Raw genomic sequence first — 26,151 nt, 5'->3', positions numbered from 1 at the left:
CCGTTTACCTTGCCGAAGGAGCGGCCTGCAGCCGTTGTATCACGTAGTCGCAGGCGATGCGGTAATCCTGCTGCAGATCGGTTTCATCCCCGGCCAGGCTGCCGCGCAGCCAGAGGCCATCGATCATCGCCGCCAGCCCGCGCGCTGCGTCGCGCGCCTGCTGCAGCGGCAGCTCGCGGCGGAACTGGCTGCAAATATTGGAATAGAGCCGCCGATCGTTGGCGCGCTGCAGGCGGCGCAGCACCGGCTGATGCATGCTGGCGGCCCAGAAATCGAGCCAGGCGCGCATGGAAATGGCGTTGGTTTGGCTGGGGTGGAAGTTGCCCTGAATGATGGCGCACAGCTGCGACTGGCTGTCGCTCGCCGCCTGAGCGCGGCACTCGGCCACCGCGTCGCGCAAATCGCGCAGGATCTTGCGCATGGTGGCGCTCAGCAATCCCTCCTTATCGCCAAAATAGTGGCTGACGATGCCGGTCGACAGTCCGGCTTCTTTCGCCACCTGCGACAGGGTGACGCCGGCCAGCCCCACCACGCTGATAGCCTCGAAGGCGGCGTTAATCAGCTGTTCCTTGCGCTGCTCAGGAATGTCTCTGCGGTACATATTTTCCTCAACTGATAGGCCAATCACACTTTGGATTTGATTGATTGAACGGTCAATCAATACTCTATATGCTGCAAAAATGTCAAATAAATGACGATTAAATGTTAAATAAAAGTTGCATTTAAATCGTCAGTCTTTCGCCTCATGGAAGCCTGCCAATGACAATAAAAACTCCTCCATCGCTTGACGAAGAACCTGTCAGATTGAATGCCCCGGTATTTTTCGGATCTGCAGCGGTGATATTGCTGCTGGGGGCGTTGATTGTGCTGTTTCCCGCCGCCAGCAAACAGTGGCTGAATGTTGCGCAGAATTGGGTGGCCGACGTGTTCGGCTGGTATTACATGTTGTTGATGGTCGCCTGCATGGCGTTCGTGTTCTGGCTGGCGCTGTCGCGCTTTGGCCACATTCGCCTCAGCCAGGATGACGAGCCGCCGCAGTTCAGCTACCCCTCCTGGGTGGCGATGCTGTTTTCGTCGGGCATCGGCATTGCGCTGGTGTATTACGGCGCCTATGAGCCGCTGGATCACTTCCTGTCGCCACCGGAAGGCAGCGGCGGCAGCGTGCAGGCGGCGCGACAGGCGATGGCGCTCACCTTCCTGCACTGGGGGCTGCACGGTTGGGCGCTGTATGCGCTGATCGCCACCGCGCTGGCCTATTTCGCCTATTGCCGCGGTTTGCCGCTGGCGCTGCGTTCCGCACTGTATCCGATCTTCGGCGAGCGCATCCACGGCGGCGTCGGCCATCTGGTGGACAGTTTCGGCATTCTGGTGACGGTCATCTCGATGGTAACCAACCTGGGGATCGGCGCGCTGCTGGTGAACTCGGGGCTGTTTTACCTGTTCGATATCCCGCAAAGCACCGGCGTGCTGTTGGCACTGATCGTGGTGATGATGGTGGTGGCCACGTTGGCGGCGGTCACTGGCGTCGAGAAGGGCATTGCCATGCTGTCGAACATCAATGTCGGCTTCCTGTGCCTGCTGCTGCTGTTCGTGTTTCTGGCCGGCCCGACGCTGAACCTGCTCAACGGCATGTTGCAGAACGTCGGGGATTATCTGACTTCGCTGGTCAGCCGCAGCTTCGATATGTACCTGTACGGTAAGGCGCGCCAATGGCAGGGCGCCTGGACGCTGTTCTATTGGGCCTGGTGGGTGGCGTGGGCGCCGTTCGTCGGGCTGTTTATCGCGCGCATTTCCAAAGGGCGCACCATTCGCGAACTGATCTTCGGCGTGTTGTTGATCCCGCTGGGATTCACGCTGGCGTGGCTGTCGATCTTCGGCAATACCGCCATCAGCCTGGTGCTGGAAGGCGGGCAGGCGATCCTGGGGCAGGTGGCGCAAAGCGATCCGCCGATGGCGGTGTTCAAGCTGTTCGAATACCTGCCTTATACCCAGCTGACCGCCGGTTTCGTGGTGGTGATAAGCTTCGTGCTGTTTCTGACGCCGGTCGATTCCGGCACGCTGATGATAGCCAACCTCTCCTGCCAGGGCGGTTCCGCTCACGATGACGCGCCGGCCTGGCTGCGGGTGTTCTGGGCGGCGGTCACCACGCTGGTGTGCGCCGGGCTGTTGTACGCCGGCAGCTTCAGCGCGATGCAGACCGCAGTGGTGCTGTGCGGCCTGCCGTTCTCGGCGGTGATCGTGCTGTATATGCTTAGCCTGCGCAAGGACCTGTGCGGTTACGCCATGAAGCCGGCGCTTCCCTGAGGCAGATTATTCGTCCGCGCGCGGCCGGTGATGCACGTACTCGACAATCGTGCCGTCCGGCAGGCGCGCATTGAAACAGGCGCCGGTGGGCACCTCCACCGGGCCGAAGAAGATCTCGGCCCCGGCGGCCAGCAGCCGCCGGTGGTAAGGATAAATGTCATCGACCAGCAGCGTGCCGACGGTGCTGCGGAAAGGGCGCAGCTGCTCTTCCGACCCTTCCAGAATCAGAAACGGCCCCACCGCCGCCAGCACCAGCCGATGCTCGGGAAAGTCGAAGCGCATATCCGCTTCCACGCCGTGCAGCTGCTCGTAGAACGCGATGGCACGGTCAATCTCGCCTTCGTCGACGTAGACCCGAATCAGCACGCGCGGCTCGCGCCGCGATGAAGAGTCGGCGGTTTTGCGCCAGAAACCGGCTTCGGTCAGTTTTGCCGTTATGTTCATCTCCTTGCGGGTTGTCTGCCGCTTATCATGCCGCCATTTTCCATCCGAGTTTGGATCGAGTTGGCATAAGCTAGCCGCGCCGGTAATAACCCGTTCACTGGGCATGAAAAAGGGAGCTCTGTTTGTGATTCTTGTCACGGCCTGCGCTTTTATTATTATTCAGCATTGATAATGTCATCGCGTGATTATTGATTAACACAATGGAGTTAATCGTTCGCATTATGGTCGCTATAAAGCAAACAGATTCAAATAATAAAGAGGGTAGGGTTATAAGGCCGATGAAAGGGAAGATACCGTCTATTTATAAGAAAGGATTAAGTTTTGTTTATTAACGTATTTATAAATCACGTGGCTTTGGTTTCTTTTATAAAAAGAAAAAGTGCCGAATAAATTTGGTTTATTTATTAAAAACAAAAAGTTGATTTATTTTCATGTCGTTCACGCGCGGTGAAAAATGCCTGGTTCGTTCTCCCGGCGCCGTTTGCAACGGCCGTTTGACATGTCCGCAGCTTGCGATAATTTTATGTCATTAACATGTTAATGAGTTGTTGTTGTGACGGATGGCCAAATTCTCCCTTGGCCGAACGCTTAACGCACTTATGCCATGGCGGGTCGCCATTCATAAGTTAACTTATGGACAAATGACGCTATGAATACATCGCCAGGGCCACGCGGAACATTAAGTGAAGAGAACCGGTTGCTGATTATTTTATTTTTTGTCTTCGGCTGCGTGTTCGTCGATCGCCTCACCATCTCGTTTCTGTTTCCGATGATTGCCGCCGACCTTAAGCTGAGCAACGTGCATCTCGGCACGCTGTCGGCGGTGTTGGCGTTAACCTGGGCGCTGTCCGGCGCGGGATTGGGGGCTATCGCCGATCGCTTTAATATCCGCAAACCGATGCTGATCCTATCGATCCTGGTGTTTTCGCTGTTCTCCGCACTGTCGGGGCTGGTCAGCGGCTTTGCCATGTTATTGATCTTCCGAGCGCTGATGGGGATCGCCGAAGGGCCGGTGCTGCCGATCGCCCAGTCGCTGATGGTGGAAAAATCGCAGCCGCAGCGCCGCGGTTTCAACATGGGTTTGATCCAGGGCGCGGCGCCGGGGCTGCTGGGCGGCATTATCGCGCCGCCGCTGATCATCTATCTGGCGCAGAAGTGGGGCTGGAGCATGGCGTTTCACCTGACCGCCGTGCCGGGCATCATTCTGGCGTGGCTGATCTATCGCTATGTGAACGGTAAAAAGGATCCCGCCTTTATCGCCGCGCCGGCGGCCGGCAAGGCGGCGGGCAAAGCCGCTTACGGCGAGCTGTTCAAAATCAAGAACGTTGCGCTGTGCATTCTGATCTCCTGCGTGTTCGTCACCTGGTTCATGATCATCATTACCTTCACCCCTAACTTTTTGGTGACCGACCGCGGCTTCGGCGAAGGCACGATGGGCGGCATCATGAGCGCCATCGGCGCCGCCTGGGTCTTCTGGGGCGTGGCGGTACCGGCGATCTCCGATCGCCTTGGCCGCAAACCGACGCTGATCTTCTTTTCGCTGTTGGCGGTGTGCTGCCCGCTGTTCCTGAGCTACGTCGACAACCCGTGGCTGCTGGGCGTGCTGGTGTTCCTGTCTTATACCGGCCTTGGGTGCTTCACGCTGTTTATGGCCACCATCCCCTCTGAAACGGTGTCGCCGGCCCGTATCGCCACCGCGTTGGGGCTGGTGATGGGGATCGGCGAGGTGATTGGCGGCTGTCTGGCGCCGTTCATCGCCGGGCTGATCGCCGATCGCTACGGGTTGGTCAGCGTGATGTGGCTGGCGGCTGCCGGCGCCGTCTGCGCCGGCGTACTGAGTTGTTTTCTCGATGAAACGGCTCCTGCCGTGGTGAACCGCAGAGCGGTGAAACCGGCGGGCGTCGTCGACGTTTAAAGCGGCTTTCATCCCATTAATCAAGGAGAGCGAAGATGTCAGCAGAACCATCCGTACTGAATCAAAATGCCGAACCGGACTGGAAGAATTACGACGATTTCGCGCGCGGCATCGACACCAACCGGCTGCCGGGCACTCAGGACTGGCGCGGCAAAACGTTGCAGATCGCCTTTGAAGACGGCGGGGAAATCACGCTGCGCTTCAGCGCCGATCGGCAGCGGGTGCTTTGGGCCTGGGGCGGGGAGAGCGGCGAGGACGCTTATGAAGAGGTGCAAACCTCCGCCGCACGTTATTTCTTCAATATTCCGCTGCAGTCGCCGGGCAACGAGTGCCTGACGCTGGTGCTCAACCGTGAAAGTGGCCGGGCGCTGCTGGTGCGCAGCACGCTGTTGCCGGAACAGACGGTAGAAAAGGGTTCCCGTCTCAAACAAAGCTTCCACGTCGGCCGGATTGCCGGCATCGCACCGGGCGGCGTTGCGCCGCATCTGACCCGCGAGCTGATCGGGTACCGCACGCTGAACGTCTACAGCCCCAATCACTATTACGAACACTTTTACGTCAACACCGAGCGCTACGCCTGGCAGAACCTGCGCGGCGAGCAATTCGGCCACGGCGACATGGACTACGCCACCTACTACAAATTTGAGGAAGAGATGTTCCTGTTCACCTTCCGGGAAAAGATTATCCCGGTGTGCTCGGTATTCTTCTTCGACTTTATCTCCGGGCGCTGCACCGGCACCTTCCTCGGGCTGGACGCCGCCGGCCGGGTTCTGGTGTCGCCGGCCGGGGCTTTCATCAGCAAGATGAGCTACAACGCTTATCCGGAGGGCGTGCAGCCGCTGTGAGTCAGGCGTTTCTGACCAGCGAACCGGCGTTGATCTCCGCGATGGTTTTCGCGCCGGTGAGCGTCATGGCCACGCGCATCTCTTTGTCGATCAGATCCAGCAAGTTAGCGACGCCGGCTTCGCCGGCCGCCGCCAGCGCATAGACGAAGGCGCGCCCCAGCAGTACGGTGTCGGCGCCCAGCGCGATCATGCGTACCACGTCCAGGCCGCTGCGGATGCCGGAGTCGGCCAACAGGGTAATGTCGCCTTTCACCGCGTCGGCGATCGCCGGCATGGCGCGCGCGGTCGACAGCACGCCGTCCAGCTGGCGGCCGCCGTGGTTGGAAACGATGATGCCGTCGGCGCCGAAGCGCACGGCGTCTTTGGCGTCCTCCGGATCCAGAATGCCTTTGATGATCATCGGGCCGTCCCAGAATTCGCGGATCCACTCCAGATCTTTCCAGGAAATCGACGGATCGAAGTTGGCGCCCAGCCAGCCGATGTAGTCTTCCAGGCTGGTCGGTTTGCCGCGGTAGGCTGAAACGTTGCCCAGATCGTGCGGCTTGCCGAGCAGGCCGACGTCCCAGGCCCACTGCGGATGGGTAAACGCCTGCAGCACGCGGCGCAGGGCGGCGTTAGGGCCGCTCATCCCCGAATGGGCGTCGCGATAACGGGCGCCCGGCACCGGCATGTCGACGGTGAACACCAGCGTTTTCACGCCGGCGGCCTTGGCGCGCTCCAGCGCGTTGCGCATAAAACCGCGATCTTTGAGCACGTAGAGCTGGAACCACATCGGCCGATCGATCGCCGGCGCCACCTCTTCGATCGGGCAGACCGACACGGTGGACAGGGTGAACGGAATGCCTTTTTGGGCTGCGGCGCGCGCGGCCTGCACTTCACCGCGGCGGGCGTACATGCCGGTCAGCCCCACCGGCCCCAACGCCACCGGCATCGCCAGCTGCTCGCCGAACAGCGTGGTTTCCAGGCTGAGTTCGGACATATTGCGCAGCACGCGCTGGCGCAAGGCGATATCGGCCAGGTCTGCGGTATTGCGCTTCAGCGTATGCTCCGCGTAGGCCCCGCCGTCGATATAGTGAAACAGAAACGGCGGCAGTTTGGCCTGGGCGGCGGCCCGGTAGTCGGTTGACGCGGAGATGATCATAGTGTTTACCTTCTTGTCTTGCTTGCGATAACGAGTTGTCGGTCAGAGCATGAGGATCGCCGCCATACCGGCCGCAATCCCGCCGTACGCCAGCATCGGCAGCACGGTCTTTCTGATGATTTTGCCTTCGGCGTTGCCGATCCCGAGGATCGAGCAGACCGCGATAATATTGTTCAGGCACACCATGTTGCCCATGGCGCCGCCGACGGACTGCAAGGCCAGCGTCAGATTGACGTCGAGGCCGCTGCTCTGGGCGATCGACTGCTGAATGCCGCCGAACGTCAGGTTCGAGACGGTATTGGAACCGGAGAAGAACGATCCCAGCGCGCCGAGGAATGACGAGAACAGCAGCCAGCTGCCGCCGGTCAGCGCCGCCAGCGCTTTGCCGATCAGGATCACCGGCGCGTTGTCGCCGCCCTGCATCATCAGGTTGACCATCACCAGCGCGCCGAACAGGGCGATAAAGGGCCGTGCGATGCGCCCGCCGGTTTCACTGAACATCTGCCGCACCTGGCCGCCATTCAGCCGGAACAGCGGAATGCACAGCAGCACCACCAGCAGGAACGGGATCAGCGCCGGGACATACAGCGTTTTGTAGCCGGCGGCGGCGGAGGTGCCCAGCACCTGTTGCAGTTCGACGATCAGCGCCCGGCTGACGCGCAGCTCCCCGAGCCAGCCGAGATTTTCCTGCCACAGCAGCGCGGTGTTGTTGAGCAGCGCCTTGAGGCCCAGTTGGTGAACGCGTGTCACTATCAGAATAGCAATCAGCAGCAGGGTCGGGGTCATGGCCTTGACCACCTGCAAGAACGGCACCGCTTGCCCGGTGCTCTGCGGTTTGTCGCTGCTGGCGAGGCCGATACCGCCGCGCGCCAGCAGCACCGACAGCGCCAGGCCGATCGCGCCGCCGACCAGCGCCGGGAACTCATAGTTCACCTGGGCCAACAGCAGATAGGGCACGGTGCAGCTCAGTACGCTGAGCAGGATAAACGGCAGATTGCGGCGGATATCCCGCCAGGAAACGATAAAGCGCAGCGCCAGCAAAGGAATGACGAAACCGGCGACAAAGTGGATCAGCGCGGTTTGTCGGCCGATCTCCAGCAGGCTGGCGTCCGACAGGCCGAGATTGGCGAAGCCGAACCAGGTGGGGGTGCCCACGGCGCCGAAGGAGACCGGCACCGAGTTCATCACCAGCGTCAACAGAGCGACGCGCAGCGGGTTGAAGCCCAGCCCGACCAGAATCGGCGCGGCGATGGCGGCCGGGGTGCCGAAGCCGCTGGCGCCCTCAATCATAAAGGCGAACGCCCAGCCGATAATCATCAGCTGGGCCACGGGATTGGGGCTGATGGTTTCCAGCCAGCGGCGCACCACGTTTTCCGCGCCGCTTACCTGCATCAGTTTGTTGAGCAGGATGGCGCCGGCGATGATGGTGATCGGCGTCAGCGTCGACACCAGCGCGGTGATGATATGGGCATGCAGCAGCCGCAGCGAGGCATCGAACCACAAGAGCTGTACGGCGTACACCACGGCGGCCGTCAGCGGCAGGGCGAGGTAAGAGGGCACGCCATTCCTTTTGGTCATCATCCAGATCAGCAGGATGATGGGCGCAATACTGAAAAGCAGGGGCATAAGATCCTCAGGGTTATTATTTTTATGGGCAGAGAGATGTAGCTGAAAGGTTAATTACCGCAACATTTTTATTCTAATCACAACGTTGGCGACGATGCCATGCGGTAATTTTTTAACATCAGCGAACGGCGCCGCCGGCGGGGAAAACGTCGGTGTGAGGGGTTAAATTAATGTGTTTAAAATCAGACTAATAGAAGTGGTTTTTGTGTGATGAATGCGCGAGTTCACATTAATTAAGCGGTAATGTTCAATAGATTATGTCCAAAAACGCCGTAATCCCCATGGCATTTTCCGGCCATGGAGAAATAATCAGAGCAGAAAACTCAAAAGTAATGGCTGATATTTTGGTAGGAACCGATGATATGTTCGATCAGTAGGCGAGTTTTTAACGGCAGATTGCGGGTGTAAGGATAGACGGCGTAAATGCCCAGCACCTTGCCGCAGTGGCCGGCCAAAATCTCCGTCAGTTTTCCGTCCTGCAAGTCTTCGTACACCATGCAGCGCGGCACCATGGCGATGCCGTGACCGCCGATTACCGCTTTGCGGATCGCTCGCGCATTGTTGGCCGACAGGTTGCCGTTAACCTGCAGCTCGTAGATGTCGTTGCGCCCTGGCCGCTTCATCAGCCAGTTGGCGGTGCCGCTCTCCTGGTAGGTGTAGGTCAGGCAGTTGTGGCTAAGCAGATCGTCGGCGCTGCGCGGTTCCGGGTGGCTTTCCAGGTAGCCCGGCGAGCAGACGATCACCCAGCGGGAATCGAAGATCGGCCGGGCAATCAGGCTGGAGTCCGGCATGGTGCCGGTCCGGATCGCCAGATCGATGCCTTCTTCCACCAGATCGACGAAGCGGTTTTCCAGCCGCATTTCGACCTTTAGGCTGGGATGCTGGGCGCAAAATTCCGCCACGCTTTCGCTCAGCAGCAGCTCGCCCGAAATGGTTGGCACCGACATGCGGATGGTGCCGGTCAACTCTTCGCTCTTTTCGCTGACGGCGTACAGCGCCTCCTGCACTTTGGCGCCGATCTCTTTGGCCTGCTGGTAGAGCGCCTGGCCGCTTTCGGTCAGCGTCAGGCTGCGGGTGGTGCGGTACAGCAGGCGGGCACCCAGCGATTTTTCCAGCCGCCCGATGCGTTTACTGACCACCGAGCTGGTGATGCCGGCGCTCTCCGCGGCCTTGCTGAACGACCCGCAGTCGACAATCAGGGCAAACAGAATCAGGTCGTTGGCGTATTCGTGAGTGGCGAGCATAATCGGCTGTTCCCTTCAGCGGCAAGTGGCGCCAGTGTAAGTCTCTCGTTTCAATAAGCAATCATCAAAATGCCCCCGACGCCGAAATCAGAGGCTGCGCGAACAATGAGAATTCGTCTTGATCTCATTCTCGCGCCGCTTACAATGCCTGCCAGATCGCGACTTCAGAGGTTTTTTCATGGAACTGCTACGGGTGGTTTATCACCAGTATCGTTGGCCCTTTCTGGCGGTGATGGCATTGACCATGACCAGCGCCGGCTTAGGCATCGGTATCATTGCATTTATCAATCAATACCTGATGGACGCCGGCGGCGATGCATTGGCCGTGCTGCCGATGTTTCTTGCCCTGCTGGCATTGCTGATGGCGGTCACGCTGGGCTCGCAATTGGCGCTGACGACCTTGGGCCATTACTTCGTCTACCGCCTGCGCGGGCAGTTAGTGAAGCGCATCCTGGATACCGATATTGAACGTCTCGAACAGCTAGGCAGCGCTTCATTATTGGCCAGCCTGTCCAGCGATGTGCGCAATATCACCGTCGCCTTCGTGCGCTTGCCCGAACTGGTGCAAGGGGTGATTTTAACCCTGGGATCGGCGGCCTATCTGGGATGGCTGTCACCGAAAATGCTGGCGGTGACGGCGGTTTGGGTCGCCATCACCGTGGTGGGCAGCGGTTGTCTGGTCTCGCGGGTTTATCGCCATATGGCCAGTTTGCGCGAGTCAGAAGAGCGTCTCTATCATCATTATGAATCGGTGATTGACGGTCGTAAGGAACTGACGTTGAACCGCAAGCGAGCGCAGGCGCTGTACGAACAGGCCTATCAGCCTGATGCGCAAGCTTACCGCTACCATATCATTCGCGCTGATACCTTCCATCTGAGTGCGCTCAACTGGTCAAATATCATGATGTTGGGGGCGATCGGGCTGGTGTTCTTTATGGCCAACAGCCTGGGATGGGCGAACTCGACGGTAGCCGCCACGTATTCCCTGACGTTGCTGTTCTTGCGCACGCCATTACTGCAGGCGGTCGGAGCGTTTCCGACGCTGGTCAGCGCCGAAGTCGCCTTCAACAAGCTGAAGACGCTGCGCCTGGCCGAGTACCAACCGGCGTTCCCTGCCGCCACCGGCCGTGCCTGGCAGACGCTGGAACTGCGCGACGTGGTTTTTCACTATGCGGATACGGAACAGCAGCCCGGTTTTGCCGTCGGGCCGCTCAATCTGACGCTGCGGCGTGGCGAGCTGGTCTTTTTGATCGGTGGCAACGGCAGCGGCAAGTCAACGCTGGCGATGCTGCTGACCGGGTTGTACCGGCCGGTGAGCGGGCACATCGTTGTGGATGGCATCGCCCAGACCGCAGCGGATATGCCGGATTATCGTCGGCTGTTTTCGGCGATTTTCACCGATTTTCATCAGTTCGATCGCTTGCAAGGGCCGGAAGGTGGCGAACCCGATGCGGAGTTGGTCGCCGTCTGGCTCGAGCGCTTGAATATGAAAAGCAAACTGCAGTTCGACGGCGACAGGGTGACCAACCCGCAGCTGTCGCAAGGGCAGCGCAAACGTCTGGCCCTGCTGCTGGCGGTGGCGGAACAGCGCGATATCCTGCTGTTGGATGAATGGGCCGCGGATCAGGATCCGCAGTTCCGGCGTATTTTTTATCGCGAGCTGTTGCCAGAGTTGCGCGCGTTAGGCAAAACGGTATTCGCCATCAGCCATGACGACCACTATTTCGAACACGCCGATCGGTTGCTTGAGATGCGCTCCGGCCAGCTGCGCGAACTGACCGGCTGCGAGCGTGAACACGCCAGCCGAGACTCCGTCAGTCGAATTGGCTAATCCTCGCCGGCCCGGGCGAAACCTAAACGGGCCGGCGCTTCTCCTCATGCGATTCAGTACGTCGCTTCATTTTCATCCTCTTCTTCAGCGTCGCCTGTTGCCGATTTGGCTTATGACCAGTCAAATGATTTAGTGACTAATTATTTACCAGTGGTTTAATTTTAGCCATTAAAGGTGTGACACACTGTATGTTCGTTCGCCTATCAATACGCGTTATCGGCTGCCGATAACAGTGGTATCCACGGTGCCGTGCTCATTGATACTGCAATGCAGGTATTTGGGTAGCAGTGATTTTTTAAATATCCATAGGAACAAACTACTTTATCGATCGTTAAAACAGATCAATAATCATCGTTTGAATGGTTTAATCTATTGGTTAGGGGCGCTGTGGTGAGCAAGGATGGATCAAATATCAAACGTAAGGCATGGCTATGCGTGTTTATCGGTTGTGGGCTGTTCTGGCTGCTAACCGCTGCCGTGATTTACTGGCTACTGATTAAGTAAGCTGAGCAGGAAGACGATTGGTGAACAAAAAGCAGGCTAAAAATCGTGAGGGCGCTCGGCGTCGCGCGCAGTCCAAAATTCCGCCTTCATGGGTGCTGAGCGATGAGCAGCGCGCCTTCATTGAAGATTTGTGGCAGGATAACGCCCCTGAGGCGGAGCGACCTATCGCCCAGCGGCGCTAACCGATCAGGCGGCTACGGCCGGCCAATGCGCCGAACAGCATTTGCAGGAGAGTCAGACAGAGCAACACGATCAGCGGCAAACGCCAGCCTTCCGTCAGGTCATGCAGCAGGCCGAACAGGGTGGGGCCCAAGGCCGCCAGCAGATAACCGACGGATTGCGCCATACCCGATAACAGCGTCGCCTGGTGATGATGCTGACTGCGCAATCCGAAGAACGACAGCGCCAGCACCAGCGAACTCCCCGCGCCCAACCCGGCGAACGTCAACCACACCAGCGAGCTGGCGGGTTGCACCAATAATCCCCCGACGCCGATAAAGATCAGCAGAGAACTGCCCAGCGCGATCGCTCGCTGATCGCGCGCCCGCGGCAAAATCACCACCATCACAAAGTTGGCGACGATCGCCACCACCTGATACACGAACAGCTCGAAGCCCGCCTGCTGAGCCGAGGTGCCGTGGCTGGCGGCAAAGGCGCTGAACCAGCCGATAATGGTGTAAAAAGCAATAGATTGCAGCCCCATGAACATCGCCACCTGCCATCCCAGCGCACTGCCCCAGGGAGAACGATAGCGTTGCGGCTCCGTCGACAGCGGCTCTTTGACTGCGGGCGTGGCGGGGCGTCGCAGCTGTGGCAGCCACACCAGCAGCGCCAGCAGCGCGGGCAACCCCCAGCACAGCAAAGAGAACCGCCAGCCGAGATCGCCCAGCGAAGCCAGCGGCACCGCCAGGCCGGAGGCGATGGCGGCGACCAGCGACATCACCGCCGCATAGGCGGCGATCATGGCGGCGGCGCGATGTGGGAAATCTCTTTTCACCAGCGTCGGCAGCACTACGTTGGCGAGGGCGATGGCGGCGCCGATCAGGATGCTGCCGAGCCACAGCATGGCGTCTTGCGGCAGGGAACGCAGCGCAATGCCGCAAACCAGCAGCGCGAGGGCGAGGCCCAGGGTGCGCTCGATGCCGATGCGTTTCGCCAGCGCCGGGGTCAGCGGCGAAAGAACGGCGAACAGGATTAGCGGCAGCGAGTTGATCAGGCCGGCGGCGGTGGCGGATAACGCCAGCTGTTGCTGGATCTGCTCCAGCAGCGGGCCCACGCTGGTCAGGGCGGCGCGCAGGTTGGCCGCGATCAGCATGATGCCGACGATCAGCAGTACCGGGCGATGTAAACGGCGGCGCGGGGTTAAGCTGGATGATGGGGATGAAGCGGGTTGCGGCATGGGTTCCTCGCACCAGGGCATGCAGTCAATCAGCGCTGCATGGCGTGATGCGTTGATTGACGTTAACGCTTACGTACCGCCAAATTGGCGGTATCCGATCGCAAGTGTAGGGAAGATGCTTCACGCTGACAAGGGGAGGGGCCGGCGTGATAGGGGCGGTTAATCCCCGTCGGCGACAGGATAATTGCCATTATGTGATCCTGGTCACTGAGTGAACTAAAAGTCCTGGCGCGGGGCGGGCCATGCGCCGCTTTCACTTCTCTCTCCCCTCATGCGGCTGCTCTCCGGCGTGCGCGCTTGTCATGGCATTTCACTTTGCCTCCATTCCGCTTCCTGACTTTTCGATCTGTTTCGATTCGAAAGGTTTTTTGGCGATTTTTTTGCTAAAACGGGGCTGTAAGCCCGATCACAATTTCATTGCTTTCGCTTTGCTGTAATGCCAGCGCAGTAGAGCGAAAGCCATCTTCTCCCCGGCGATGCCGGAAACCTGAGGACCGCAGCTCATGCCAGTGAATACCGCAAAGCGACGTGAACACATCATCGATCTGTTATGCGAGCACGGCAGCGTGCGCGTGGAGCAGCTCAGCAAACAGTTTGCGGTATCCACGGTGACGATCCGCAACGATCTGCGCTTTCTGGAACGAAAAGGGTGTGCGCTGCGCGCTTACGGCGGCGCGATGCTCAATCAGCAATTCGCTTTCGATCGGCCGTTGCGGGACAAAGGGCGGTTGAATCGCGACGTCAAAACGCTGATCGCCAACGCGGCGGCCGGCTATGTGCGCGACGGCGATGCGCTGATCCTCGATTCCGGTTCCACCACCGCGCAGATCGTGCCGTTCCTGAAGGGGCGGCGCGATCTGGTGGTGATGACCAATGCGCTGAACATTGCCTACGAGCTTTCGGGAAACGACGGGGTGGAGGTCATGGTGCTGGGGGGCAGCGTGCGCCGCAACTCTTACTCGCTCTACGGTCCGGCTGCCGAGCAGCAATTGCGTCAGTACCGATTCGACAAGCTGTTTTTGGGCGTCGACGGGTTCGATCTGAGCGCCGGCATCACCACGCCTCACCCCGGTGAGGCGCACCTCAATCGCGTAATGTGCGAGGTGGCACGCGAGATTATCGCGGTGGCGGATGCCAGCAAATTTGGTCGCAAGAGCTTTTGCATGATTCGCGAAGCCGGACAAATCCATCGGCTGATCACCGACAGCCGTCTTCCGGACGATTACGAGCGGGCGTTAACCGAGCTGGGCGTGGAGGTCATCATCGCCGATCGGTAGCAGGGCGCCTGCATGGGGGCTTCATGCAGCAGTTGTTACAGCTTGTCGAGCAGCACAAGGCCGGTATGCCGGTCGGGATCTTTTCCGTCTGTTCCGCCCATCCCTGGGTTCTGAAGGCCGCGTTGCGGCAGGCCAAAGCCCGTGGCACGCCGGTGTTGGTGGAAGCGACGTCCAACCAGGTCAATCAGTTCGGCGGCTATACCGGCCAAACGGCGACCCAGTTTCGCGATGCGCTGTGGCGGCTGGCGGATGAGGTTGGCCTGGCGCGCGAGCGCGTGTGGCTGGGCGGCGACCATCTGGGGCCCAACGCCTGGCAAGATCGCCCGGCTCAGGAAGCGATGACGCTGGCGGAAACGTTGATCGACGATTACGTCCGCGCGGGATTTCGCAAAATTCATCTCGATTGTTCCATGTCGTGCGCCGATGATCCCTCGCCTCTGGGGGATGCCGCTGTCGCCGAGCGGGCAGCGCGTTTGTGCGCGGTGGCGGAACGCGCCTGGGCGCAGAGCGGCGGCGAAGCGCCGGTCTATGTGATAGGCACCGAAGTGCCGGTGCCGGGCGGCGCGCAGGAAGCGCTGGCGGGCCTGCAGGTCACCACGCCGCAGGCGGTGGCGCAAACCCTGGAAACACACCGTATCGCCTGGCAAAAGGCCGAGCTGAACGATGCCTGGCAGCGAACCATCGCGCTGGTGGTGCAGCCGGGCGTCGAGTTCGATCACCACAGCGTCGAACGTTACCAGCCGCAACGCGCCGATGCACTGAGCCATTTCATCGAACGGCAGCCGGGCATGATCTATGAAGCGCACTCCACGGACTACCAACCGCCGCAGGCCTATCGCCAGCTGGTGCGCGATCATTTCGCCATCCTGAAGGTGGGGCCGGCGCTGACCTTTGCGCTGCGCGAAGCGCTGTTCGCCCTCGATCGCATCGAACGCGAATGGCTGGGGGAACGCCAGTCGGCGCAGCTGTGCGCCACGCTGGAACAGGTGATGCGCGAGCAGCCGCAACAGTGGAGCCGCTATTACCACGGTACGCCGCACCAGCAGTACCTCGATCGCCACTACAGCCTGAGCGATCGGGTGCGTTACTACTGGCCGCAGCCGCAGGTGCAGCAGGCGGTCGACGGCTTGCTGGACAACCTGCGCCGCAGCCCGGCGCCGCTGGCGCTGCTCAGCCAGTATCTGCCGGATCAGGCGCGGGCGCTGAACGCCGGCGAATTGAGCGCCGATCCGCAGGAGTGGGTGCTGCATAAAGTGACGCAGGTGCTCGACGATTACCACGCCGCCTGTTATCCGGAGGGCCGCTGATATGCCGAACATTTTAATGACCCGCATCGACAATCGCCTGGTGCACGGCCAGGTAGGCGTGACCTGGACCAACACCCTCGGCGCCAACCTGGTGGTGGTGGCCAACGACGAGGCCGCCGCCGATCCGGTGCAGCAGAACCTGATGGACATGGTGGTGGCGGAAGGGGTGCAGACCCGTTATTTCACGCTGCAGAAAACCATCGACGTGATCCACAAGGCGGCGGATCGACAGAAGATCTTTCTGGTATGCAAAACGCCGCAGGACGTGTTGACGCTGGTGCGCGGCGGGGTGCCGATCCGTTTCGTCAACGTCGGCAATATGCATTTCGCCGAGGGGAAGCGGCAGGTGCACAAAACGGTGTCGCTGGACGACGGCGACGTGGCCGCGTTCCGCGCGCTGGCGGCGCTGGGCGTGGAGTGCGAAGTGCGCCGGGTGCCGGATGAGGCGGGCGAGGCGATCGGCAAACTGCTCTTTTGAGCCTGGGGGGAAGCATGTTGACGGATGCGTTATTGATTGCGCTGTTGGCCGGGTTGGCGGGGGTTGACCTGTTCGACGGCCTGACCCACTTCCACCGGCCGGTGGTGATGGGGCCGCTGGTGGGGCTGATTTTGGGCGACGTCTACACCGGCTTGCTGGTGGGCGGCACGCTGGAGCTGGTGTGGATGGGGATGGTGCCGCTGGCGGGCGCCCAACCGCCGAACGTGGTGATCGGCGGGGTGATCGGCACCGCGTTCGCCATTCTGACCAAGGCCGATCCTAAAGTGGCGATCGGCGTGGCGGTGCCGTTCTCGATAGCGGTGCAGGGCTGCATCACGCTGCTGTTTACGCTGTTCTCACCGATGATGCACCGCTGCGATCGCATGGTGAAAGAGCTGAACTGGCGCGGCATCGAACGGGTGAACTACCTCGGTATCAGCATTCTGTTCATCTTCTATTTCGTGGTGGCGTTCCTGCCGATTTACTTCGGCGCCGATGCGGCCAGCGCCATGGTGCAGAAGGCGCCGGGCTGGCTGCTGGACGGACTGGCGGTGGCGGGCGGCATGATGCCGGCAATCGGTTTCTCGCTGCTGATGAAGGTGATGATGAAAAAAACCTACGTGGCCTATTTCATTCTCGGTTTCATCTCGGTCACGTTTCTCAAACTGCCGATTCTGGCGGTGGCGCTGGGCGCCCTGGCGATCGCTCTGATCGACTTCTTCAACACGCAACGCGGCGCGGCAGAGACGACGGCTCGGCCCGCTCCGCAGGAGGACGCCGAAGATGGCATTTAACGATTCCGACGATCTGCTGGCGCAAAAGGCCGAGCAGCGTATGGCGCAGGCGCTGGCCACCAGCCAGGTGGAGCAGGACGATTACCTGGACAGCCAGCCCGCCGAAGCGCTGACGCGCGGCGACATCAACCGTATGGCTTGGCGTTCGCTGCTGCTGCAGGCATCGTTCAACTACGAGCGCATGCAGGCCGGCGGCTGGCTGTATCAGCTGATCCCCGGGCTGCGCAAGATCCACCGCAACCCGCAGGATTTGGCCAATTCGATGAAGATGCACATGGAGTTTATCAATGTGCACCCGTTCGACGTCACCTTCCTGTCCGGCCTGGTGCTGGCGATGGAGCAGAACAAGGAGAAGATCTCCACCATCCGCGCGGTGAAAGTGGCGCTGATGGGGCCGCTTGGCGGCATCGGCGACGCGCTGTTTTGGTTGACGCTGCTGCCGATCTGCGCCGGGATAGGCGCTTCGTTGGCGCTGGAGGGCAGCCTGTTCGGGCCGATCGTCTTCCTGCTGCTGTTCAACCTGTTCCACTTCGGCCTGCGTTTCGGGCTGGCGCACTACGGCTACCAGGCCGGCACCAGCGCGCTGGCGCTGCTGAAGACCCACACCCGGCGCATTTCGCACGCCGCCTCCATTGTCGGCATGACGGTGATCGGCGCGCTGGTGGCCTCGTATGTGCATCTGTCCACGCCGCTGGTGATGCATGCCGGCAAGGCCAGCGTGGCGCTGCAGACCGACGTGCTGGACAAGCTGATGCCCAACTTACTGCCGCTGTGTTTCACGCTGCTCATTTTCTTCCTGATGAAGCGCGGATTCTCGCCGGTGAAGCTGATTGGCGTCACCGTAGTCATCGGCGTAGCGGGCAAATTTATCGGCATTTTGTGAGGAGCGGAATATGCCAGGCATTGTGATTACCGGCCACGGCGGCTTCGCCAGCGGACTGTTGCAGGCGGTGGAACAGGTGGTGGGGCCACAGCCGTACTGCGCGGCGGTCGATTTCCCCGAACAGATGAGCACCGCGCAGCTCAGGGAGGCTTTGCGTTCGGCGCTGGTCGCAGTGGCGCAGCCGGACGGCGTGGTGTTTCTCACCGACATGCTCGGCGGCTCGCCGTTTCGCAGCGCCTGCGAGCTGGCGGATGCGCAGGGGGATTGTGAAGTGCTGACCGGCGTGAATATGCAGCTGGCGGCGGAAATGATGCTGGAGCGCGACGGGTTGAGCCTGGATGAGTTTCGCGAGGTGGCGCTGGCGTGCGGTAAACGCGGCCTGACCAGCCTGTGGCATGAGCGCCGCCGGGTGAAATGCGAAAACGTGCAGGCCGACGGCATCTGAACGAAAACCGGGCGCGCTCGCGCCCGGCTTCGTGAGTTATGCCGGCAACGGGCTCAGCGCCAGGCGCGCCGGTTGGTCTTCGCCGCGGCTGAAGCGCCAGCAGGTCTGGTGATATTTCGCCACGCTGTTGCGGTGCGCCACGCTGATCAGCGTCACGTCCGGCAGTTCATCCACCAGCAGGCAGTACATCAATTGCTCGGTTTCATCGTCCAGCGCGCTGGTGGCTTCGTCAAGGAACAGGAGGCTAGGGCGTATCAGCAGGGCGCGGGCGAAGGCCAGCCGCTGTTGCTCGCCCGGCGACAGGCGATGGCTCCAGTTGGCGGAGGTGTCCAGCCAGCGCTGCAGGTGTTTCAGGCGGCAGTTTTCCAGCACCCGCATCAGCTGCGCGTCGCTGTATTCTGTCGCCAGGCTCGGATAGCTCAACGCTTCACGCAGCGTGCCGATCGGAATGTAGCTGCGCTGTGGCAGGAACAGCGTGTTGGCGTTGGCCGCCAGCCCGATGGCACCCGCGCCGTAAGGCCAGATGCCGGCGATGGCTCGCAGCAGCGTCGACTTGCCGCAGCCGGAAGGGCCGACGATCAGCAGGCGATCGCCGCGTTGCAGCGTCATCTCGGCGCCGGTCAGCAGCGGCTGGCCGTCGGGCAAGTTCAGGCTGAGATTGTCCAGCGTTAACGGATGGACGGCCTCTTCCCGCAGCTGAATGCCGCGCGGCTGATGATGCACCTGATCGACGGCGGCGTTGAAGCCCGCCAGACGGTTGACGCAGGCTTTCCAGGTCGCCAAATCGTTGAAAGCGTCGATAAACCACGACAGCGCCCCCTGCACCTGGCCGAAGGCCGAGGCGATCTGCATCAGGCCGCCCATCTGGATGGCGCCGGAGAAGTAGCGTGGCGCCGCCACCAGCAGCGGAAACACGATGGCGAACTGGCCGTAGAAGTTGGTGGCGATGTTCAGCCGCCGGGTGATGCGCATGATCGCCCACCAGTTGCTGCGAATGGTATCGAAACGGTCGCCCAACTGCTGTGCCTCGCGCGGTTCGCCGTGGTACAGCGCGATGGCGTCATTGTTTTCACGGATGCGGATCAGGCCGAAACGGAAGTTCGCCTCGTACCGTTCCTGGTTGAAGCCCAGCATGACCAGCGGTTTACCGACCCACCAGATCAACAGCGATCCCAACACCGCATACAGCAGCGCGAACCACACCATATAACCGGGCAAGGTGATGGCGTGCTGGCCGAGTGCGAAGGTCATCGGCCCGCTGACGTGCCATAAAATGTCGATAAAGGAAAACAGCGTCACCAGGCTGGAGAGCAGCCCGAGCGACAGCGACAGGGTATATTGGGTCAACACGTTGAGATCTTCGGCGATACGCTGATCGGGGTTATCGACGATCTGCTGCTGCTCGGTGTGGTAATACGCCTGATGCGCCAGCCATTTATCCATGAACTTTTCCGTCATCCAGCGCCGCCAGCGCATCTGCAGCCCCTGGGTCAGGTAGATTTTATAGACCGCCAGCACGATGAAGATCAGCGCCAGATAGGTAAAGCGCCACAGCTGTGCCTTGAACACTGGGTAGTTCTTGTTCTGCAGCGCATCGTAGAACACCTGGTTCCACTGGTTGATCTGCACGCTGATATAGACCAGGCCAAGCGACAGGACGACGATGGCGATCAGCATCATCCAGGCGCGCCATCGCTCCTCTGACACCCAAAAGGGTTTGATCAGCTGCCAAACGGCGTGTTTCTGCAAGGGGGTTGCGTTCATAGCGGCTCATTAATTGCGGCATTTTGTTCAGCATGGGCCGCGGGCCGGTAACAAACAAACCGTGACTGTAAGCAGTTTTGACTCCGCTAACCGTTTGAAATAATACGGTTGAATCGCCGGCGGCCATGCAGGCGATCGCAATTGCGGCATACACTCCGGCGCCGGGCGGTTATACTGGCGCCGAATTTTTGCAGAAAGGATAAACGATGAAGGCTTGGTTTCCCCTGTTGCTGACCTGCGGCGTCTTCGCCAGCGTCCGGGCCTGGGCGCACATTGACGAGCCGGACATTGCTGCCGACTGCCAAAAGGTGGCGAGCTACGCCGAACTGGGAAAAAAGGCCTATCAGCGGCAGGATTACGCCAAAGCCGCCGACATCTTTCGCGATCAGGCGGCCTGGAGCGAATTTTGCGGCCTGAGCGAGCAGGCGGTTGCCACGGCTTACAACAACGTGGCGCTGTCGCTGATGCACGCCGGCGAATTGCTCAAGGCGCAGGCCTATCTGGCGCTGGCGCCGCACGACGATAAATCGCAGCACAACCTGAGCCTGTTGCGTCAACGTCTGGCGCAGCGGCCGCAGCCGCAGGGGCCGGGCGGCGTGTATTGGCAATACGCCGGGCGCGGCGTGTGGAGTGAAGTGGTGGTTAAGCCGCAGGGCGAGCGCTGGCTGATCGATTTTTCCGGCTACGCGATGCCGCAGATGGGGCTGTATTACGGGCCGAACATGGGGGACTTTTCCGCGGAGCTGCCGATCGCACACGGCAAGGCCGTCTACCACCAGCACGAGTCGGACAGCGCGCAGGTCTGCGACGTGACGATGGAGTTCGGCGAGCAAGCGTTGGAAATGCACACGCGGGGCGATTGCGGGTTCGGTCACAACGTGCGGGCGGAAGGGCGGTTCGTGCGGGTAGAATGACCCGCCCCGACGACCGGGGCGAGCAGGGTTACGCCAGTGCGGCGGCGCCCAGCAGATTCTTCCAGGCTTCCACATTGCCCAGATAATTGCCGGCCGGCAGCAGATGCAGGCGGCCATCACTATCCTGCAGTGCAAAGGTCGGGAAGCCCTGGCCTTGCACTTTGGCCAGCAGCGCCCGGCTTTCCGCGATATGTTGCGCGGTCGGCGCGCCGCTGTTGAAGCGCATTTCGGCGATAAACGCCGCCGAAGGCAATCCCAGCTCTTTCGCCAACGCTTCCAGCACCGGCGTGTCGGCGATGCGACGGCCTTCCTGATAGTGCGCCTGCTGAATGCGGTGCAACATGTCTAACCCGCGCCCCGCCAGCTTTTCCGCCGCCAGGATAGCGGTGATCGGCGGCTCGGAATCCATCACCGCCGTGGTGTCGCGCAGCAGACCGTTGAAATAGGCTTCACCGAACGGCTGGCCCGTCATTTCGGCGATGCGTTTGTCGTGCGGAATGACGTAGTTGCGCCATTCGTCGGTAATCTGACGGCGGTTGTTGCCGGTCATCATGCCGCCGGCGTGCGGCACGACCTTGAGCCCTGGGAGGCTCTGAGCCGCTTTCACCAGCGGCGCGGCGCCGTAGCACCAACCGCACAGCGGATCGAAAATGTAATGCAAAGTGGTTTCGGTCATCTTAGCTCCTCGCCTGGCGCGGCGGTTCGCCGCCGCGCCAGGACTGGTTCAATCACGCTCGGGCGCTTATTGCGGCCACTTCATCTCGCCTTTCAGCACTTTCGCGCTCAGTTCCAGACTCGATTCGTCTTTCAGCGTCGGGTAGTGCTTTTTCATCGCTTCAATCAGCGCGGTGGAATCCTTGGCCTTAGGCAGCTCGGCTTCCAGCGTGGTCAGGTATTTCTGAGTGAAATGCACCGATGCCAGCGTCTGCGCTGCACCCGGCAGGAAGTGGCCCGGCACGACGACCTGCGGCTTCAGCGCTTCGATGTTTTTCAGCGTCTGCTGCCAGTGCTGGCGCGATTCCACGCTCTGGTTGTCGGCGATCCACGGATGGATATTGTCCCCGGCGACCGCGACACCGCCCACTACCGCTTTCAGCGCCGGGATCCAGACGAAGGTGCGATCGGGAGTCGGGCCGTTCAGACCTTTCACTTCCACTTTTTGGCCGTCGATGGTGAAGCTGTCGCCCTGCAGCGGCTGCGGCACGATCACGGTTTTAGGCGCGTTGTCTTTCAGGATTGGGCCCCAGTAGGCGACTTTGCCGTCTTTGGTGGCGTTGATGTCCTTGATGGTGCCCGGCGAAGCGATGATTTTCGCCTCCGGGAAGGCGGCCTTAATCACGTCCAGACCGAAGTAGAAATCCGGATCCGAATGGCTGATGTAGACGGTGGTCAGTTTTTTGCCGGTCGCCTTGATCTTTTTCACCAGCTCTTCGGCATCGTTGCGCTGGAACTGAGCGTCGATCAGCGCCACTTCATGTTTGCCGCTGACGATCTCGGAAGACACCGGGAACACGCTTTTCTCGCCCGGGTTATACACTTCCATGGTCAGGGTGTCGGCAGCGGTGGCGTAAGCGCTCAGGGTGGCAACGCCGGTGAAGGCCAGAGTTAACAGTGATTTCTTAAACATGGGCAGAGGTCCTTAGGTATCGGTTAATGTTGTAATGATGTTAGGTTGCATAAAGCGATAGAAAAACCGGATAATAAGCAATTATTCGTTGCATAAATCGGACTAATAATGGATCGCATTACCGCCGCTGAGGTTTTTGTCACCATCGTCGATCGCGGCAGCATGATCGCCGCCGCGGAAACGCTGGAGATGTCACGTGCGATGGTGACGCGCTATCTGGCGCAAATGGAGCAATGGGCCGGAGCGCGTTTACTGCATCGCACTACCCGTAAGCTTAGTCTGACCGACGCCGGTGAGCGCACTCTTGAGCGATGTCGGCAAATGTTGGCGTTGGCGGGGGAGATCGATCTGGTGGAGGAAGGGCAGAGCGATGAGCTGCGTGGCCTGCTGCGCATCACCTGTTCGCAGTCGCTGGGGCAAACGGCGCTGGTGGGGGCCGTCGCTCAATATCTGAAGCGTCACCCGCAGGTGGCGGTCGATCTGCAGATGAACAACCGGGCGGTGAATCTGGTGGAGGAACGCATCGATCTGGCGCTGCGCATCACCAATGAGCTGGATCCCAATCTGATCGCCCGGCCGCTGTCCAGCTGCGCGTCGGTGGTGTGCGCCGCGCCGGCTTATCTGGCGGCGCACGGCACGCCGCGTCAGCCGCAGGATCTGGCGTTGCACAACTGTCTGACCTACTCCTATTTCGGCAAAAGCCTGTGGCATTTCGACGCGCAGGGGGTGAAATCGGCGGTGGCGGTCAGCGGTAACCTGAGCGCCAATGAGTCGGTGGTGTTGATGGCCGGCACGGTGCAGGGCGCAGGCATTTCCATGCAGCCCTATTATTCGGCGGCGCCGCTGCTGGCCAGCGGCGAGCTGGTGGAACTGTTGCCGGGCTATCGGCCGCAGTCGATGGGCATCTACGGCATCTACACTTCACGTCGACAAATGCCCGCTACCCTGCGCACCATGCTGGACTTTCTGGTGGAGTGGTTCGCCAGCGATCCGCAGTGGCAGGCGACGCTTCGCTGATGAAATTAACAATGTGGTAACATTTGCACACATTTTTCATCGTCAGCGCATTCAAGCGCTTAGCGCCCAGCGCTGAATGATTTGTGCGCTGTCCGCCTGTCTCTGCTGGTCTTCGCTCTGCGCCGCGTGCTATTTCTGTGGGGCGAAAAGCGAGAATAAAACTTATTAATTATAGGGTTAAGTATTATCCCTCCGCTTGGAACATCTCATCTGACCCCGCTTGTTCGGGCCGCCCTGCGGGTGGCCCGGGATTATGCTTGTTTATTGAATAGCCCTGAGCGCCTGACGCCGGGCTGTGTTGACCGGGAGCGTTACCCATGCCTGTTTCTTTGCTCGCACTGGCATTAAGTGCATTTGCCATCGGCACCACCGAATTCGTCATCATGGGGCTGCTGCCCGACGTGGCTGGGGATCTGCAGGTGTCGATCCCGTCGGCCGGCTGGCTGATCAGCGGCTATGCGTTGGGCGTGGCGATTGGCGCGCCGATCATGGCGCTGTTGACCGCCAAACTGCCGCGCAAGAATACGCTGCTGCTGCTGATGGTGATCTTCATCATCGGCAATGTGATGTGCGCGTTGGGATACAGCTATAACTTCTTGATGCTGGCGCGCATCATCACCGCACTGTGTCACGGCGCGTTTTTCGGCATCGGCGCCGTGGTGGCCGCCAATCTGGTGGCGCCCAACCGACGGGCTTCGGCGGTGGCCTTGATGTTCACCGGCCTGACGCTGGCCAACGTGCTGGGCGTGCCGCTCGGCACCGCCTTGGGGCAGGCGTTGGGCTGGCGTTCCACCTTCTGGGCGGTGGCGCTGATCGGCGTGCTGTCGTTGTTGGCGCTGTATGCCAAGCTGCCTGCGTTAAAAGATGAGGCGCCGACCGATCTGAAAAAAGAGCTGGCGGCGTTGCGCGGCGGCGGCATTTGGCTGTCGCTGTTGATGACGGTGGCGTTCGCCGCCTCAATGTTTGCGCTGTTCACCTATATCGCGCCGTTGCTGACCGAAGTGACCGGTGTCTCGGCGAGCGGCGTAAGCTGGACGCTGCTGCTGATGGGCGTAGGCCTGACGGTGGGCAATATCGTTGGCGGTCGCTTGGCTGACTGGCGGTTGGCGCTGACGCTCAGCTGCACTTTCCTGGCTATTGCGCTGTTCGCCGCCTTGTTCCACTGGACCAGCCATGCGCTGGTGCCGGCGGAAATGACTCTGTTCCTGTGGGCCGCCGCCGCTTTCGCCGCGGTGCCGGCGCTGCAGATCAACGTGGTGACTTACGGCAAGAAAGCGCCGAATCTGGTTTCCACACTGAATATTGCGGCGTTTAACGTCGGCAATGCACTCGGCGCCTGGGTAGGCGGAGCGGTGATTGCGCAGGGGCTGGGGTTGACCCGCGTTCCTCTGGCGGCGGCGGCGATAGCGCTGCTGGGGCTGCTGCTGTGCCTGGTGACCTTTAAACGCGCCAAGCGCCCGGCTAGCGCCTGATCGCCGCGTCGAGCCGAGCGGGGAAACCGGCCGCCTGCTGATGCAGATGGTCGATAAAGGCCGTGACCAGCGCAGAAGAAGGGCGATGCAGCGGCCGGATCAGGCTGACGGTGAACGGTACCTCGATGCTGAACGGCCGCACGTGCACCCCGCTGCCGGCATAGTCGAGCGCCGTCAACGGGTTGACGATCGATACGCCCACGCCGGCCCTCACCATGGCGCACACCGATGCTGCGCTGTGGGTCTCCATCACCATGCGCCGTTCGACGCCCTGTTCGGCGAACAGCGCATCCAGCAAGTGACGATAGCTGTCGGTGCTCGACAGGCTGATAAAGTTTTGCCCGGCGAAATCCTGCGGCGTCAGCTGGTCTTTCGCCGATAAAGGGTGACCCGCCGGCAGCACGCAGACTTCGTTCAACGTCATCAGCGTCATTCGCTCGGTACCCGCCGGCGTCAGGGCGGTTTCCGTCAGCCCAAGGTCGTGGCGCTGGGCCGACAGCCACTCCTCCAACAGCGGTGACTCCTGCGGGATCACGCTGAAGCTGACTTCCGGATAACGTTCGATAAAGGGCCGACACACCGCCGGCAGCAGCGATTGAGAAAATACCGGCAGGCACAGGATCGACAGCTGCGCCTGCTGAAACTGGCGAATGCCGGCGGCGGCGTTGACGATGCGATCGAGGCCGTAATAGGAGCGTTGCACTTCTTCGAACAGCCGCAGCCCCTGCACGGTAGGGGACAAACGCCCCCGCACCCGGTCGAACAGCTGCAGCCGGATCAGCTTCTCAAAGCGCGCCAGCTCGCGGCTGACGGTCGGCTGCGAGGTTTGCAGCAGGGCCGCCGCTTCGGTCAGGTTGCCGGTGGTCATCACCGCCCGAAAGATTTCGATCTGTCGCAAAGAGATGTTGTGCATGGCGAGG

25 protein-coding genes are annotated in these 26,151 nt (G+C 60.7%); 15 read left to right on the top strand and 10 right to left on the bottom strand.

Annotated elements, in window-relative coordinates:
• Window positions 1–4: 4 nt before the first annotated feature.
• Window positions 5–601: a transcriptional regulator BetI gene (gene betI / locus AAIE04_RS21995; protein ID WP_498577684.1), complete on the bottom strand. Its 597-nt coding sequence runs from the start codon at window positions 599–601 to the stop codon at window positions 5–7.
• 158 nt (window positions 602–759) lie between these two features.
• Between betI and AAIE04_RS21990 the strand changes: the two genes are divergently transcribed.
• Window positions 760–2,304: a BCCT family transporter gene (locus tag AAIE04_RS21990; RefSeq protein ID WP_498577683.1), complete on the top strand. Its 1,545-nt coding sequence runs from the start codon at window positions 760–762 to the stop codon at window positions 2,302–2,304.
• Between the two features lie 6 nt (window positions 2,305–2,310).
• Here AAIE04_RS21990 and AAIE04_RS21985 read toward each other — a convergent pair whose 3' ends face one another.
• The gene (locus AAIE04_RS21985; RefSeq protein ID WP_019455685.1) at window positions 2,311–2,742 is read right to left on the bottom strand and encodes a VOC family protein; all 432 of its coding nucleotides are present in this window, start codon (window positions 2,740–2,742) and stop codon (window positions 2,311–2,313) included.
• 703 nt (window positions 2,743–3,445) lie between these two features.
• On the opposite strand from AAIE04_RS21985, the gene AAIE04_RS21980 reads away from it, so the two are divergent.
• Together AAIE04_RS21980 and AAIE04_RS21975 are read left to right on the top strand one after the other, a co-directional pair.
• Window positions 3,446–4,663 (top strand): MFS transporter, encoded by a 1,218-nt coding sequence (locus AAIE04_RS21980; RefSeq protein WP_084799177.1) that lies wholly within the window; start codon window positions 3,446–3,448, stop codon window positions 4,661–4,663.
• A gap of 35 nt (window positions 4,664–4,698) precedes the next feature.
• Complete coding sequence (locus AAIE04_RS21975; protein WP_154747463.1) at window positions 4,699–5,508, top strand: MoaF C-terminal domain-containing protein; 810 nt, start codon at window positions 4,699–4,701, stop codon at window positions 5,506–5,508.
• A 1-nt stretch (window position 5,509) separates the two neighbouring features.
• Here AAIE04_RS21975 and lldD read toward each other — a convergent pair whose 3' ends face one another.
• The 3 genes from lldD to AAIE04_RS21960 all read right to left on the bottom strand — a co-directional run bounded on the left by lldD (window position 5,510) and on the right by AAIE04_RS21960 (window position 9,519).
• A complete protein-coding gene (gene lldD / locus AAIE04_RS21970) occupies window positions 5,510–6,649 on the bottom strand; it encodes an FMN-dependent L-lactate dehydrogenase LldD (protein ID WP_063917954.1) in 1,140 nt (379 codons plus the stop codon).
• Window positions 6,650–6,691: 42 nt separating this feature from the next.
• The gene (locus tag AAIE04_RS21965; RefSeq protein WP_498577682.1) at window positions 6,692–8,275 is read right to left on the bottom strand and encodes an L-lactate permease; all 1,584 of its coding nucleotides are present in this window, start codon (window positions 8,273–8,275) and stop codon (window positions 6,692–6,694) included.
• Window positions 8,276–8,598: 323 nt separating this feature from the next.
• Window positions 8,599–9,519: a LysR family transcriptional regulator gene (locus tag AAIE04_RS21960; protein ID WP_019455690.1), complete on the bottom strand. Its 921-nt coding sequence runs from the start codon at window positions 9,517–9,519 to the stop codon at window positions 8,599–8,601.
• A gap of 178 nt (window positions 9,520–9,697) precedes the next feature.
• Between AAIE04_RS21960 and AAIE04_RS21955 the strand changes: the two genes are divergently transcribed.
• From AAIE04_RS21955 to AAIE04_RS21945, 3 genes are all read left to right on the top strand, one after another.
• The gene (locus AAIE04_RS21955) at window positions 9,698–11,350 is read left to right on the top strand and encodes a multidrug ABC transporter permease/ATP-binding protein (protein WP_025160229.1); all 1,653 of its coding nucleotides are present in this window, start codon (window positions 9,698–9,700) and stop codon (window positions 11,348–11,350) included.
• Between the two features lie 387 nt (window positions 11,351–11,737).
• Entirely contained in the window at window positions 11,738–11,854 is a 117-nt protein-coding gene (locus AAIE04_RS21950; RefSeq protein WP_071532867.1) for a YmiA family putative membrane protein, read from the top strand.
• 20 nt (window positions 11,855–11,874) lie between these two features.
• The gene (locus AAIE04_RS21945) at window positions 11,875–12,036 is read left to right on the top strand and encodes a YciX family protein (RefSeq protein ID WP_162832803.1); all 162 of its coding nucleotides are present in this window, start codon (window positions 11,875–11,877) and stop codon (window positions 12,034–12,036) included.
• Here the strand turns inward: AAIE04_RS21945 and AAIE04_RS21940 are convergent.
• Window positions 12,033–13,253, bottom strand: a complete 1,221-nt coding sequence (locus tag AAIE04_RS21940) for a CynX/NimT family MFS transporter (RefSeq protein WP_019455693.1) — start codon at window positions 13,251–13,253, stop codon at window positions 12,033–12,035. The two genes, AAIE04_RS21945 and AAIE04_RS21940, sit on opposite strands and share 4 nt — an antisense overlap.
• A gap of 503 nt (window positions 13,254–13,756) precedes the next feature.
• Between AAIE04_RS21940 and agaR the strand changes: the two genes are divergently transcribed.
• From agaR to agaF, 6 genes are read left to right on the top strand one after another with little or no spacing between them, the layout of a single operon-like run.
• Window positions 13,757–14,530 (top strand): transcriptional repressor AgaR, encoded by a 774-nt coding sequence (agaR, locus tag AAIE04_RS21935; RefSeq protein ID WP_004931804.1) that lies wholly within the window; start codon window positions 13,757–13,759, stop codon window positions 14,528–14,530.
• 23 nt (window positions 14,531–14,553) lie between these two features.
• Window positions 14,554–15,837, top strand: coding sequence for a D-tagatose-bisphosphate aldolase, class II, non-catalytic subunit (locus tag AAIE04_RS21930; RefSeq protein WP_019455695.1), 1,284 nt, complete (start codon window positions 14,554–14,556; stop codon window positions 15,835–15,837).
• 1 nt (window position 15,838) lies between these two features.
• Window positions 15,839–16,315, top strand: coding sequence for a PTS N-acetylgalactosamine transporter subunit IIB (gene agaV, locus AAIE04_RS21925; RefSeq protein WP_019455696.1), 477 nt, complete (start codon window positions 15,839–15,841; stop codon window positions 16,313–16,315).
• A 14-nt stretch (window positions 16,316–16,329) separates the two neighbouring features.
• Window positions 16,330–17,109: a PTS N-acetylgalactosamine transporter subunit IIC gene (gene agaW, locus AAIE04_RS21920; protein ID WP_049202167.1), complete on the top strand. Its 780-nt coding sequence runs from the start codon at window positions 16,330–16,332 to the stop codon at window positions 17,107–17,109.
• Window positions 17,099–17,992 (top strand): PTS system mannose/fructose/sorbose family transporter subunit IID, encoded by an 894-nt coding sequence (locus AAIE04_RS21915; RefSeq protein WP_015378934.1) that lies wholly within the window; start codon window positions 17,099–17,101, stop codon window positions 17,990–17,992. Before agaW ends, AAIE04_RS21915 begins: the two co-directional genes overlap by 11 nt.
• Window positions 17,993–18,002: 10 nt before the next feature.
• Window positions 18,003–18,437 (top strand): PTS galactosamine/N-acetylgalactosamine transporter subunit IIA, encoded by a 435-nt coding sequence (gene agaF / locus AAIE04_RS21910; protein WP_498577681.1) that lies wholly within the window; start codon window positions 18,003–18,005, stop codon window positions 18,435–18,437.
• Window positions 18,438–18,473: 36 nt separating this feature from the next.
• Here the strand turns inward: agaF and AAIE04_RS21905 are convergent, their stop codons facing one another.
• Window positions 18,474–20,201, bottom strand: coding sequence for an ABC transporter ATP-binding protein/permease (locus AAIE04_RS21905; RefSeq protein ID WP_019455700.1), 1,728 nt, complete (start codon window positions 20,199–20,201; stop codon window positions 18,474–18,476).
• Window positions 20,202–20,407: 206 nt separating this feature from the next.
• Here AAIE04_RS21905 and AAIE04_RS21900 point away from each other — a divergent pair, with 206 nt between their 5' ends.
• Window positions 20,408–21,115, top strand: a complete 708-nt coding sequence (locus AAIE04_RS21900) for a hypothetical protein (protein ID WP_019455701.1) — start codon at window positions 20,408–20,410, stop codon at window positions 21,113–21,115.
• 28 nt (window positions 21,116–21,143) lie between these two features.
• Here AAIE04_RS21900 and AAIE04_RS21895 read toward each other — a convergent pair whose 3' ends face one another.
• Window positions 21,144–21,791: a DsbA family protein gene (locus AAIE04_RS21895; protein WP_015378930.1), complete on the bottom strand. Its 648-nt coding sequence runs from the start codon at window positions 21,789–21,791 to the stop codon at window positions 21,144–21,146.
• 66 nt (window positions 21,792–21,857) lie between these two features.
• On the bottom strand, window positions 21,858–22,742 hold the full coding sequence (locus AAIE04_RS21890) for an MBL fold metallo-hydrolase (protein ID WP_063917950.1): 885 nt from the start codon (window positions 22,740–22,742) through the stop codon (window positions 21,858–21,860).
• A gap of 108 nt (window positions 22,743–22,850) precedes the next feature.
• On the opposite strand from AAIE04_RS21890, the gene AAIE04_RS21885 reads away from it, so the two are divergent.
• The gene (locus AAIE04_RS21885) at window positions 22,851–23,759 is read left to right on the top strand and encodes a LysR family transcriptional regulator (protein ID WP_019455703.1); all 909 of its coding nucleotides are present in this window, start codon (window positions 22,851–22,853) and stop codon (window positions 23,757–23,759) included.
• Between the two features lie 317 nt (window positions 23,760–24,076).
• Entirely contained in the window at window positions 24,077–25,231 is a 1,155-nt protein-coding gene (locus AAIE04_RS21880) for an MFS transporter (protein ID WP_154747467.1), read from the top strand.
• Here the strand turns inward: AAIE04_RS21880 and AAIE04_RS21875 are convergent.
• Entirely contained in the window at window positions 25,221–26,144 is a 924-nt protein-coding gene (locus AAIE04_RS21875) for a LysR family transcriptional regulator (protein WP_019455705.1), read from the bottom strand. The genes AAIE04_RS21880 and AAIE04_RS21875 overlap by 11 nt on opposite strands.
• Window positions 26,145–26,151: the final 7 nt, after the last annotated feature.

The sequence above is a fragment of the Serratia sp. Ae19-1 genome (assembly GCF_059801225.1).
The sequence above is the reverse complement of the archived record's forward strand: the minus strand, read 5'-3'. Positions and strand labels throughout refer to the sequence as shown.